This is a genomic window from Azotosporobacter soli, from assembly GCF_030542965.1.
In the GTDB taxonomy this organism is placed as follows: domain Bacteria; phylum Bacillota; class Negativicutes; order SG130; family SG130; genus Azotosporobacter; species Azotosporobacter soli.
The window spans coordinates 1-12,855 of sequence record NZ_JAUAOA010000009.1; the positions used below are offsets into that span (position 1 = coordinate 1).

Below are 12,855 nucleotides of genomic sequence, written 5' to 3' on the forward strand. Positions count from 1 at the left end.
CAGACCGTCGACAAAATGCACTTTACGCAAAGCGTAAGGTGCATTTTTCAATTTCAGTTATCCAATTTTCACTGCAAAAACGCAGTTTTTCGAAAAAACGTTGAAAAACAGGCGGTAATATACCCCTGCGTTTCTTCCAGGTCGCCAGTTTTTTCAGATTCATGCATGCAAAAGTAAGCGTCACCTGCATTTTCACTTTCTGCAGGCCACGCAGTTGCGTATAGCGCATTGCATGCTTTTCTTTTGCATCTGCAAAGACACGCTCAATTGTTTGCGAGCGCAATTTGTAAATATCGCGATATATCGGCATGTGCCGATACTCATCAGCAAGTTCCAGATAGGATTCCCATACATGCCTTTGGACTTGCTTTTGATGCGCTTTGCTCTGCGTGCATTGCTCTAAATGCGGACACACTTTGCATTGTTTTGCATCGCTTTTATATTCTTGATATCCTTCACGATTCGTCGTACTGTAGCCAAGCGCCTGGTTGCCAGGGCAAATCATGCATTCATAATATTCATCATATACGTATTCATATTTCTTGAAGAACCCTTCTTTTGTCATAGGACGCTTGTAGGGAACGACAGGAATTCGGCCACTGTCGATAATTTGTTTCATAATCCAGGGCGTTTTGTAGCCCGCATCGACGGCAACGGTTTCGGTTTCAGGGAAATAACTGACGACTCGTTCATACAGTTCATCAAACAATCGACTGTCATTAACATTGCCCGCTGCGACTTCGTATCCTAATATGAAGTTATGCCGGTCACAAGCCGTGTTGGTTACGTAGGCAAAGCATTTTTCATGCTCGCCTTTATGAAACAAGCCGCTTTCCGGATCCGTCGTACTTTGCGTGATGGTTTTACCTTGCGGCGGATTTTCATCGTCGTCTTTATCTTTTAACCGTTTCTTGCCATGGTTTTCGCGATCGGCTTGAATTTCCGCATTCAGTTCATCTTGATATTGCTTGGCCGGAATCGGCACAAACACTTTTGCGCTTTTCTTTTTGTTGGCTCGTGCTTTGATATGGGTTCCGTCAATGAATACGGAACTTGCATCAATGAAACCGCAGTTTACTGCTTCGTACAGGATGCGCATAAAGATCCGCTCAAACACATCGCTTCCTTGAAAACGCCGGGTATAATTCTTGCCGAAGGTTGAAAAGTGCGGGACTTTTTCGGTAAGGCCGTATCCGATAAACCAGCGGTAAGCCATATTTACTTCAATTTCTTTCATGGTTTGACGCATGCTACGAATGCCGAACAGGTATTGAATCAGTACGATCTTAAACAGACTCACCGGATCAATTCCTGGTTTGCCTCGTTCGGAGTCGCTATATAAACCGTCGACTTCGTCGTAGATGAAGCGAAAATCGATGGCTCGTTCAATGTCTCGTAATATATGATCTTTCGGTACTAAATCTTCTAAGCAGAAGAATTCAATTTGGCTTTGTTGACTTCGATCTTTTTTCTCGTACATAAAATCACTCCCGCTAATGATTTTATCATATCATTAGCGGGAGTGGAGTTTTGTCTACAGTCTGAAATGGACCAGCAAATTAATTGCTGGTCCATTTCCGTTCTTTTGCTCTTACCCTTGACGGCTTCGGACTAATTGGTAGAGCAGCGGTGATATTACAGTAATACAAACTAGTGCGACGCCCAAATAAAATTGCGGCGAAAACAGCTCTGTCAATGAACAGCCCAGCACGTTATAGGCCAATGCGCCGGGCAGCATGCCGATTGCTGTTGCAACCACATAGTGCCGAAAACTAACCGACGTTACGCCAGCCAAACAGCTAACCGGATCATAAGGAAATATTGGCACCACACGCAAAAACAACATTCCCTTGAACCCCTGCATAGCGATCTTATTCTCGACCGCTTTAAAATACCATTTTTCACCCAGGTAACGTCGCACCACCTGACGACCAAACTTGCGCGAGAGAAAAAAACATAAACACGCTCCGCCTACACCGCCGATAATCACATAGACGGTACCCCAAATCGGGCCAAACGCTAAACCGCCTGCCAGAGTCAGAATGAGCGCCGGAAAAAGTAGTAACGGTCGGATGGTATAGAGAATAATATATAGCACCGGGCCCCACCAACCTAAGGATACAATCAACTCTTTGATGGCCTCCGGTGTTAAACGGCTAATTCCGAAAGTATGAAGCAAAAGCAACCCGGCTATCAACGGAAGTAATAAAGGACTGACTTGTTTCAGCTTACTCATAAGAGTATCCATGCAAATATTAATCCTCATTCTGTCATATATTTAACAATTAAAACTGTACACGAGATTCATTATACTTCTGCAGAAAAGCCTTGTAAAGAAAAATAAACGAGAGGGCAACGCCCTCTCGTTTCGCATCCATCCCTACGACCTCTCAACTACTGAAACAGAAACCAACTATCCACTTCCTATTCGCAATACCTTTGTGAGGGGGGAATGGGTCATACCTTAGACAATCCGAACATCACACTACCTTAACTCTACCAGCTAACCGTTGGGGACAAAGGGCTATGTTACCTTTGCGACCTAACACCTTGGTTGTGTAAGGATGGTGCTTACTTAGATAATAGCATGGATTTTTCATAAACGCAATAGTTATTAGAAAATTCTTTTATCTCAGCAAGGCGGATGCAAAAACCAACTGAACACCGCTAGAATCAAATTCAGAAAGCATCTCTTTCAGCGCTCTGGCCGTGTTCATTCTAGCATGTCCAATGACAATCAAATTCCCCTGTCGCAACGCCATTCCCTGAGCCGTTCTTAACTGACGCTTGACGGCCGCAACATCATCTTCATTATCTAAAAACAATTCATTTTCACCACTATTAACGCCAGCTTGTCTTGCTGCTTCAAGCGCCACTGACTGCCCTGTCGTTCGACTGTCAATAAAAAACAGACCTTGTTGGCGCAGCACATTCATCACGACATTCATTGTTCTACGATCCGATGTCGCTTTCGATCCTTGATGATTGTTAACGCCTATAATTCCCGGAACTGCGCGTATCAATCGTTGCGCGGCATCACGAATTTCAGTCTCACTTTGTCCAGGACTAATATACAATTGCTCTGACGATCCACCATGAAGCGGTTCCATCGGCAAATGCAGAATAACTTGCTGTCCGGCTGCTTTACCGCGATTGGCCGCTTCTAAGCTGAACGGATGGTTGGGCAACACAGCCATCGTCACCGGCCGCCCCAGTCCAGTAAATGCGGCTATTGGTTCACCCGAATAACCAAAATCATCAATTACCACCGCAAGACGAGCCTTTACTTTACCATTAAGCGGCGGCAAAGATCCATTTGCACTCTTGCTATTTTGGCTCGCAGCCTGATTCACCGCTTGATTTACCTGTGCCTCCGCCTTACTGCCTGGCGCAGGCAATAAATAGAGTCGATCGCTTACAATACTTATTTCCTCTCCGCCTAAGCTTTCACGAAACCCGATGTCAAGTCGCATCACATTTTGCCCATTATAGGTATCCGCTTGCATTGAGGCTAATTCCCCTCCACCGTTCTTCATACCCTCTTTAACTTTTGTTGTAATACCGTCAACTGTCATCTCGCCTGTTAACGGTAGAAGCAACTGACGGCTATGCCAGCGAATTTTCCCGCCGCTTGCGCGCGGAATCTCTTTTTCTTGCTCCTGCACTTCCTTCGCCTTCAGTCCCATTTTATTCAGCAGATTATCAACCTTTCCATGCAATAAGGTTGTCTGCGATCGATAATCCACACTGCCGTCGGCCATCGGCTTTCCTTGCGGTAATTTCGTTGTCTTCTCATCCTTTAGGTCGCTGCCAAGCCAGCAGCCTGCAACAATTACTAACACCGCAGCTAATGCCATCCAGAGACGGTTCCTATTCTTATTGCTTCGCGCCGCTTTCGTCTGTCTCACTTGTTTCGCCATGCTCAATCCCTTTCATTATCAGCAAAGAGAAAGCCCCCAGCCTCATATTAAGGCGAAGGCTTTTTCTTTTTCTTCAATCCCAAAACTCGCCAAAAATCCTCCATTTTGTTGCTACAGGTGGCTCAAAATCTCCCACTAGGTTAAAACCAGCTTTTTCAAGTTTCTCTTTCAATTCAATATTGATATCAAAGTCTTCACGATAATTCAAATCCAAAACGAACTGTTTTAAGCCAAACTTTATTCGACCTTCACTCACCCATTGCCACGTCGGTTCAAACGGATACCAGACAACATTAGTCGGCATTATAGGATTCAGATTTTTCATCTGACTCGTTTTGATCACCATAACCTGTTCTTTAGGCAACGTTTTGGGATTAACCTGCATAGGCATTTCCGTCGTTGCAATGGAGGCCTTCGATTTATAAATATCGAGCAATGTTTTCGCTTTGACCTCTTCCTTTTCCTCAACAATCAGCAATCCCATATCTAACTGCATTAAGTAGTCAAGACCCCAGCCTTGCATATGTTTTATATTGATTGTCTTGGCACCAAGGTGCATCAGCATCGAAATCACTTCTGACAACTTATGTTCAAACACCGTGCGATGAAAAGCCGCCACCGGAATATAGTGGTTTACAAGTGCGGGATGCCCCAAATATATGACATTATCCCTTGGATGTCCCGGCGGCAACGACAACTGTTCCACCTGACTTTTTCCCACTAACCGGATATTAACCCCGGCACGCTTAACCATGAAAAACGCTTGCATCAAATTCATGATCCGCATTGTACGATCCACATCTAAATGCTTGATTTGCAATTTGAAATAATCAAGATACCCTTCCAGACTTAACGAATACTTACGCATTTCTGCAATGGTCGCTTCTGTTTTTTCCTGCGCAGCTACCACGTCATCATTGACAAACAAAATAATCTGCCGGTCGCTGTATGGTTTTGTTAATAAATTTGGCTTTTGCAGCATATCAATCCCTCCCACCGGCAAGTTATGTTTTCTCCCATGATGATTGCCTGTATTTATTTCATCGTTATTTCTTAATCATTTATTAAATTTTGTTCTCGCATTCTGTCAACAAAATTATATTCTCCACATTTGTTCAAACAAAGAAAACCTATATTTTCCCGACCGCAGCAGCATAAATGATAAATTCTTCTTTACCATCCAGCAACAATTCTTTATTCAGCCGGTCATCATCAAACGTCGCAAATGCACAAACGCCATAATCAATTGCCTGCGCCGCCAAATATAAATTCTGGCAGGCATGTCCGGCATCAAGATGCAGATAACGGTATCCGCGTTCGCCATAACGCCAAGTCATTCGATACGCAACCGCTGACCATAAAAAACAAACGGCACTTTGCCCGATAAATTGTTGCCCCATACAAGCCTCGACCAACCGCCCTTTAATACCTTCAGCAACCGAAACAGGCGTCAATTTATGCTCAATCGCCAGAAAACGATAAAGCCCCGGCGTCAAACCTTCCACATCATTAACCAAGAGATATGTTTCCAAGGCGTGACGCGAACCGGCCGACGGCACCGTGCGTTTCGTCGCTTTATCACCCAGTACCATCTTAACCCCTTGGCTGCACCAGAGAAGAAAAGACAATTCTAAGAGAGGCATAGGCTGCTTTAAGTAATCTCTAACACTCGCCCTTAGTTCGATCAACGCCAAAAAGTCGACTGGTGACATTTGCGGAAAATGTTCCGGCATCGGCAAGTCAATCTTGACGCATTCAGGATCATAGGCTTTCTGCAACGGCGGTTGCGCCAATTCCCTCACCTGATCTGGCGGTTCCATAGCCTCGTATTTTGTTTCATTCATAAAATTTTGTCCACTCATCAATTGTTCCCCCGTTCTTGCGCACTATTACAATTAGAGGTATTCACGATTCTCCTTCGATACTCCTGCCAATACAAATAAAATCAAAACCGTGGGCCATCCTATAATTACCGCATAGCAGCAACAAAATAAGAAGCGTAATAGTAAAAGAAGGCCGCCTACGGCGACCTTCTTTTACTATTACGCTTGCATAACTTGTTCGTAAAAACGTGTTTGCAATTCACTAAATTCAACCTGATCTTGTTCAGCCAATTCAAGCCATAAAGCACTGAATTCGCATGTTCCCGGCACATAACTAAGACAACGACCATAGGGATGATCAATACTATGAAGCCAATCAACAAAACCACGGGCCAGATCTGTACTGAACTGATACAGACCATATACAATGCCGGTGCCTGCCTGTAAGGAGACTTGCTTTTCCATAAGACACCACCTTTCGCCTATTGCAAAATTTGGTGTAAGCTTATCACAAAAGCGTAGTTTTTGTCAAATTTTGCGCAACATTAGCCTTTGCGCCGTCCAGCCAGTTCTGCCAGCAGCTCTGTTGGCGTTACGCCATGATAGGCCAGTAAGACCAGGTTATGATACCAGAGATCTGCCATTTCATATAAAAGTTCTTTCTTATCATTATTTTTTGATGCAATGATCGTTTCAGCCGCCTCTTCGCCGACTTTCTTCAAAATCTTATCCTGACCTTTTTCAAACAGGTACGTCGTATACGATCCTTCCTTAGGATTCATTTTTCGATCGCATATCACCTGAAATACATCCTGCAACACGCTGGCTGCGCCGCCGTACATGTCCGCTGGATCGGTCAGCGGCGCTTCCGCTTTACCTCCATCAAGCAGACGGCTGAAACAGCTGCGTGTTCCTTCATGGCAAGCGGGGCCTGATTGCACGACGGTAACCAGCAATGTATCCGCATCACAATCATAGGCAATCCGCTTCACGCGCTGCACATTTCCGGAGGTTTCCCCCTTCTGCCACAAACGCTTGCGTTTACGGCTGTAAAACCAGGTAACACCTGTTTCACAGGTTTTCTTCACAGCCTCAGCATTCATATATGCCAGCATAAGTACTTGACCGTTTTCTTCATCCTGAATGATCGCCGGCAACAGTCCGGCAGCATCATAAGTAAGACTTGTTTCGTCAATCATAACCGCACCTCCACGCCCCGTCCGCGCAAATATTCCTTTACCTGTTTCACTGTGAATTGTCCATAATGAAAGACCGATGCCGCTAAGACAGCATCCGCTTTTCCGTCTGTTAACACCTCATAAAAGTCTTCCATTTTCCCCGCACCGCCCGATGCAATCACCGGCACGCCGACCCGCTCCGAAACCCCGCGCGTCAAAGGAATGTCATAGCCATCCTTCGTTCCATCGCGATCCATGCTGGTAAGAAGAATTTCGCCCGCGCCAAGTCGAACGCCTTCTTCTACCCACTCAATCACGTCGAGCCCTGTTGCGGTCCGCCCCCCATTGATGTAGACTTCCCATCGTCCAGGCACCACCTGTCTGGCATCAACGGCCAAAACGATGCATTGTCTGCCAAATCGTTTCGCCCCTTCAGCAATCAATTCCGGCTGCTTTACGGCCGCCGTATTTAATGAGACTTTGTCAGCGCCAGCCTGAAGCATCTTGCGAATATCATCGCCGCTACGAATTCCGCCGCCTACCGTAAAAGGAATAAAGACCTGCGCCGCCGTATCCTTCACTACGTCGACCATCGTCCGCCGTTGATCGGACGAAGCTGTAATATCAAGAAAAATCAATTCATCCGCCAATTCTTCATCATAGCGCGCAGCCAGTTCCACTGGATCACCTGCATCTTTGAGTCCGACAAAATTTGTCCCTTTCACCACACGGCCATCCTTTACGTCCAAGCAAGGGATAATGCGTTTCGTATACATAGAGCTTCACTCCCTTTCTGCCAGGGCAATGGCCTGGCGCAAGTCAAGCGTCCCGGTATAAATAGCCTTACCAACAATCACGCCTTCCACGCCGTTTTTTTCCGCGTCCTTCACCGCTATAATATCTTCAATGTCACGCACGCCGCCTGACGCGATAACCGGAATTCGCGCTTTTACTGCCAATGCGGCAGTACCCGCTACATTTACGCCAGACAGCGTACCATCGCGTCCAATATCCGTATAAATAATGCGCGCCACACCAACATCAGCCATGCGGCAAGCCAATTCATCCGCTTTAATATCTCCAGACTTGCCCCATCCGTCCACCGCGACGATGCCGCCGCGCGCATCAATGCCGACAACGATTCGTTCTTTATATTTACGGCATAAATTGGCCACCAACGCAGGCTGACGCACGGCAACCGATCCGACAATGACCCTGGCAACCCCCATTTCCAATAGTTGCTCAACATCTTGCTCCGTACGGATACCGCCGCCGAGCTGCACCGGTATCGAGACCCGCAATAAAATATCGGCAATCGCATTTTTATTAACTGGACAGCCGGCCAATGCGCCATCGAGATCCACAACGTGCAAATATTTTCCACCCTCGCTCTGCCACTTTTCCGCCATAGCAGCGGGGTCATCGCCAAAAATAGTTTCTCGGGCAAAATCACCCTCTGTCAGACGGACGCACTTTCCATTTCGAATATCAATTGCCGGATAAATAATCACCTGATTGCCCTCCTGCCGTCCGCGCAACAAAGTTGCGCAATATCATCAAACCGACCCGCCCTGATTTTTCCGGATGGAACTGTACCGCCTGAATATTATTTTTCCCTACGGCAGCAGTCACCTCAGAACCATAATCAGCCCATGCAGTGATCAGCTCACGTTGCTCAGGAACCGCATGATAACTATGCACAAAATAAACATGATTATCTGACGTTAATTTATTGAACAAATACGACGCTGTCGCATAACGCAATGAATTCCACCCCATATGAGGCACCTTCAGATTCGGCGCTGTAATTTTGCGCACCATCCCCTGAAACACACCAAGACCTGGCACGCCTGGATCTTCTTCGCTTCCCTCGAACAAAAGCTGCAACCCAAGACAAATGCCAAGGAATGGCGTATGGCTTCGACAAACCTCTTGAATCGTCTCCACCAATCGCGCTTTTTGCAAGTTAGCCATGCAATCGCCGAATGCGCCCACGCCCGGCAAAATTACGCCTGCAGCATTTTTAATCACCACGGGATCACTGGTCACAATCACTTCAGCGCCTAAGCTAAGCAGAGCCTTTTCCACGCTATAGAGATTTCCCATTCCATAATCAATAACAGCAATCATCGCATCATAGCACTCCTTTCGTCGACATGACGCCTTTAATAGCTGGATCGATGCGCACCGCTTCACGTAACGCCCGGCCAAACGCTTTGAAGATGGCTTCCACCATGTGGTGCGCATTCTTGCCGCTTTGCAGCCGGATATGCAAAGTTAATCCGGCCTGTATCGCTAGCGCCCTAAAAAATTCCTCTACCATTTCCAAATCAAATTCACCCAGCCGTATCTGCGGCAATGCGGCGTCAAAAACCAGAAAGGGGCGACCGCTGATATCGAGAGAAACCATAGCCAACGCTTCATCCATCGGCACCCAAGCCGTTCCATAACGCGTGATTCCCGCCTTATCTCCCAACGCGATAGCAAGTGCCTGACCAAGTGCGATACCACAGTCTTCCACCGTATGATGACAATCCACTTCCAGATCGCCAATTGCATGAACGGTAAGGTCAAGCAATCCGTGTCGGGCAAACAGTTGCAGCATATGATCGAAGAAGCCGATTCCGCTATTGATTTCACCTTGCCCTTCGCCATCGAGCGCAATACAGACTGCTATTTGCGTCTCACTTGTACTGCGGCTGATTTCACCGCGCCGCGCCGTCATAACTGACCACCTGCTATTTTGCGCATTGCCGTCAAAAAGGCATCGTTCTCAATAGGCGTTCCTACTGTAACCCGCAGGCAATTAGTCAGTACGCCAGTACCCATAGCTCGGACAGCGATTTGCGCCGCCGCCAAATTTTCCAAACAAATTTTATGCGCAGCGACTTTCAAGAGCAGAAAGTTCGTTTGCGACGGATACACCTCTATGCCCGGCAGCTCTTTTAACGCATCGGCCATGCGTTTTCGTTCGACAACAATTTGTCGGATAGTCGCTTCAAATTGATCACGCATCAGCCAAACCGTCTCTGCAGCAATTTGCGTGATCGCATTGACATGATACGGCATTAGCACCTTTTCCAACAAGCGCACCACTTCCGGATTTCCCATCAGATACCCCGCACGCGTAGCCGCCAATCCATAAGCTTTCGAAAAAGTTCGCGTTATAATCAGATTTTCATACTCTCCCAGCAACTTTATGGAACTTTTCCCGTAAAACTCATAATAAGCTTCATCAACAACAACCGGACAGGAAACCTGCGTCAAAATATATTCGATATCCTCCTGATCAATCACTGCACCTGTCGGATTATTAGGATTGCAAAGTAACAGCAATTTTGCATCCTCTTTTCGCACCGCAGCGACAACAGCATCCCTGTCAAAAACTTCTTCCAACGCCAATGGAATCGACAAAGCCTTACTGCCTGTGACCTGCGCATAAATTCCATACATGGAAAAAGACGGCGTGGGAAACGCGATGCTGCGACCAGGACCGCCAAAGAGCTGACAGAGCGCCAGTAACAGTTCACTTGAACCATTACCGATCGCTACTTGTTGCCAGGTCAAGCCCAGACCTTCAGCAAGCGCCACGCGCAAGTCGCGCCCTTCTATATCCGGATAACGATTGAACGCCAAATAGTCCATACGCTCTAAAATACGCTCCCTCACTAGCGGCGGCAGATTGCACGGACTTTCATTCGCATCCAGCTTAATATCCCAGTCGGCCTCATCCACACTATAAGGCTTCAGTTTTTCTAGATTTGGACAATAATCAAACATCTCTTTCCCTCCTTACTCTGACTGCATTCGCATGCGCAGTCAGCCCTTCCGCTTCCGCAAGTCGAATAATATCATCACTGACTTCAGCTAGCGCCGCTTGCGTATACGCGATAATGCTTGTTTTTTTCATGAACGTTTCTACATTGAGAACCGAATAAAAGCGAGCCGTCCCGCCCGTAGGCAGAACATGATTCGGTCCAGCCCAATAATCCCCCAGCGGTTCCGGCGAATAGGGGCCAAGAAATACCGCACCGGCATTCTTAACGGCACTCAGCTGACTCCATGGATCTGCAACCAGTATCTCCAGATGTTCTGGAGCTGCCAAATTTGCCAGTTCCATTGCTTCTTCAATATTATCGACCACCAACACCAAACCATTGTTTTCCAATGACTGCTTGGCCATTTCTTTACGCGGCAGCAACTCTAACTGGCGTTCGAGCTCCAGCAAAACCTCTTTAGCCAAACGCAGACTATCCGTAATCAGTATGCTGCCTGCCAATACGTCATGTTCTGCCTGACTCAGTAAATCAGCAGCCACATAACAAGCATCCGCACTATCATCGGCAACGATTAATATTTCACTCGGACCGGCAAGCATGTCAATATCACAATGTCCATACACCGCTTTTTTTGCCAATGTCACGAATAGATTTCCGGGACCGGTTATTTTATCAACGCGCGGTACGCTTTCCGTCCCAAAGGCCAGTGCCGCAATCGCCTGCGCACCGCCCATCTTGAAAATCCGATCTACACCGGACTCCTTTGCGGCAATCAATACATAATCATTGATCTTTCCCCCAGGTCCGGGCGGCACCGCCATAATGATCTCCTCAACACCGGCAACCATTGCCGGTATCGCATTCATGATGACTGAGGACGGATAAGAAGCCGTTCCACCGGGAACATAAATGCCAACGCGACCAATCGGACTCACCTTTTGCCCGAGCATCGCTCCTTTTTCCCGCTCCGTCAACCAGCTCTTGGGGCGCTGTTCCTCATGAAAGCGCTTCACATTAGCAATTGCTTTACGCAAAGAAGCGATCACCTTTGGGTCTGCCTTTTCATAGGCATCTGCAACTTCACTCTCGCTGACCCGCCAATCGGATGTCGCAAACGTTATGCCGTCGATGCGTTCGGTAAAGGACAGTACCGCCGCGTCCCCACCGCATCTGACTTCGCTTACGATTCGCTCCACCGCTTGAACTGCTGTTAACGATTCACCGAAAAGCGACTGTAATTTATCCTGCGCTTTTTTCCCTAGACGAACTTCATCAAATGCCGGCTTTGCCAGCAGCGCTTCGAGTTTCGTTCGCTCAAATTCACACGTTTTATATAATTTCATGCTTCTCCGACTCCTTCACTCAACGCCTTCACTGCGCTGACCAATGCGTGAATCCGTTCAAATTTCATTTTGAAGCTCACACGATTCGCTACCAGACGGGCCGTCGCCGTATGAATCTGCGCAATCTCGGTCAAATGATTTTCTTTCAGTGTACGACCGGTTTCCACGATATCTACGATTAACTCTGCCAGACCGACCATCGGCGCGAGTTCTATCGAACCATTCAGTCTGATAATTTCCATCTGTATTCCATGGGAATGAAAAAAAGCCTCCGCAATTTTCGGATACTTCGTCGCCACACGCATATGTGCATAATCACTCAATTTAGGCTGACGCATTGCTTCGGGAACGGCTACCATTAATCGGCACAAGCCGAGTTTAAGATCGGCTAATTCATAAACGTCACGTTCTTCTTCCAAGAGTACATCTTTACCGATGATGCCGATATCAGCGGCGCCGTATTCGACATACGTCGGCAGATCCGCCGTTTTCGTGATGATGAAGCGCAGTTTTGCTTCCTCATTCGTAATAATCAACTTACGCGAGCTTTCTGAAACACTGTCCGCACGGTAACCGGCTTTGGCCAGTAAGTCCACCGACGGCTTGAACAGTTTGCCTTTCGGCAGCGCAATCGTCAGGTATTCCATATCGACAGAAGTCATATCCAATCCCCATCCTTTAGTTATTTAAAGCGATAACATGTTAATATACTATCATTTGCTTTTCAGCTTGTCAATTGCCGCAGGTAGGAAAAACAGAACTGATGTAGAATTCATTCTCTTATAGCAATCTAAAAAGGGGAGATGCCAATA

At 46.9% G+C, this 12,855-nt stretch carries 14 protein-coding genes; all 14 read right to left on the reverse strand.

Features of this window, described 5'->3' with window-relative positions; translation table 11 throughout:
• Positions 1-22: 22 nt before the first annotated feature.
• Positions 23-1,480 (reverse strand): IS1182 family transposase, encoded by a 1,458-nt coding sequence (locus QTL79_RS09815; RefSeq protein ID WP_346354798.1) that lies wholly within the window; start codon positions 1,478-1,480, stop codon positions 23-25.
• Between the two features lie 111 nt (positions 1,481-1,591).
• A complete protein-coding gene (locus QTL79_RS09820) occupies positions 1,592-2,248 on the reverse strand; it encodes a TVP38/TMEM64 family protein (RefSeq protein ID WP_346354799.1) in 657 nt (218 codons plus the stop codon).
• 379 nt (positions 2,249-2,627) lie between these two features.
• Entirely contained in the window at positions 2,628-3,920 is a 1,293-nt protein-coding gene (locus tag QTL79_RS09825) for a divergent polysaccharide deacetylase family protein (RefSeq protein WP_346354800.1), read from the reverse strand.
• A 73-nt stretch (positions 3,921-3,993) separates the two neighbouring features.
• Positions 3,994-4,902 carry a hypothetical protein gene (locus QTL79_RS09830; protein ID WP_346354801.1) on the reverse strand — a complete coding sequence of 303 codons (909 nt, stop codon included), beginning with the start codon at positions 4,900-4,902 and terminating at the stop codon, positions 3,994-3,996.
• A 148-nt stretch (positions 4,903-5,050) separates the two neighbouring features.
• Positions 5,051-5,782 (reverse strand): SagB/ThcOx family dehydrogenase, encoded by a 732-nt coding sequence (locus tag QTL79_RS09835; protein ID WP_346354802.1) that lies wholly within the window; start codon positions 5,780-5,782, stop codon positions 5,051-5,053.
• 180 nt (positions 5,783-5,962) lie between these two features.
• Positions 5,963-6,208, reverse strand: a complete 246-nt coding sequence (locus QTL79_RS09840) for a hypothetical protein (protein ID WP_346354803.1) — start codon at positions 6,206-6,208, stop codon at positions 5,963-5,965.
• An 80-nt stretch (positions 6,209-6,288) separates the two neighbouring features.
• A complete protein-coding gene (hisIE, locus tag QTL79_RS09845) occupies positions 6,289-6,942 on the reverse strand; it encodes a bifunctional phosphoribosyl-AMP cyclohydrolase/phosphoribosyl-ATP diphosphatase HisIE (protein ID WP_346354804.1) in 654 nt (217 codons plus the stop codon).
• Positions 6,939-7,697, reverse strand: a complete 759-nt coding sequence (hisF, locus tag QTL79_RS09850; protein WP_346354805.1) for an imidazole glycerol phosphate synthase subunit HisF — start codon at positions 7,695-7,697, stop codon at positions 6,939-6,941. The genes hisIE and hisF overlap by 4 nt, the downstream gene beginning before the upstream one ends.
• A 6-nt stretch (positions 7,698-7,703) precedes the next feature.
• Positions 7,704-8,432, reverse strand: coding sequence for a 1-(5-phosphoribosyl)-5-[(5-phosphoribosylamino)methylideneamino]imidazole-4-carboxamide isomerase (gene hisA / locus QTL79_RS09855; RefSeq protein WP_346354806.1), 729 nt, complete (start codon positions 8,430-8,432; stop codon positions 7,704-7,706).
• Positions 8,410-9,051 (reverse strand): imidazole glycerol phosphate synthase subunit HisH, encoded by a 642-nt coding sequence (hisH, locus tag QTL79_RS09860; protein ID WP_346354807.1) that lies wholly within the window; start codon positions 9,049-9,051, stop codon positions 8,410-8,412. The genes hisA and hisH overlap by 23 nt, the downstream gene beginning before the upstream one ends.
• Before the next feature lie 4 nt (positions 9,052-9,055).
• Entirely contained in the window at positions 9,056-9,646 is a 591-nt protein-coding gene (gene hisB, locus QTL79_RS09865) for an imidazoleglycerol-phosphate dehydratase HisB (protein WP_346354808.1), read from the reverse strand.
• Entirely contained in the window at positions 9,643-10,701 is a 1,059-nt protein-coding gene (hisC, locus tag QTL79_RS09870; RefSeq protein WP_346354809.1) for a histidinol-phosphate transaminase, read from the reverse strand. The genes hisB and hisC overlap by 4 nt, the downstream gene beginning before the upstream one ends.
• A complete protein-coding gene (hisD, locus tag QTL79_RS09875) occupies positions 10,694-12,043 on the reverse strand; it encodes a histidinol dehydrogenase (RefSeq protein ID WP_346354810.1) in 1,350 nt (449 codons plus the stop codon). The genes hisC and hisD overlap by 8 nt, the downstream gene beginning before the upstream one ends.
• Positions 12,040-12,705, reverse strand: coding sequence for an ATP phosphoribosyltransferase (gene hisG, locus QTL79_RS09880; RefSeq protein WP_346354811.1), 666 nt, complete (start codon positions 12,703-12,705; stop codon positions 12,040-12,042). The genes hisD and hisG overlap by 4 nt, the downstream gene beginning before the upstream one ends.
• Positions 12,706-12,855: the final 150 nt, after the last annotated feature.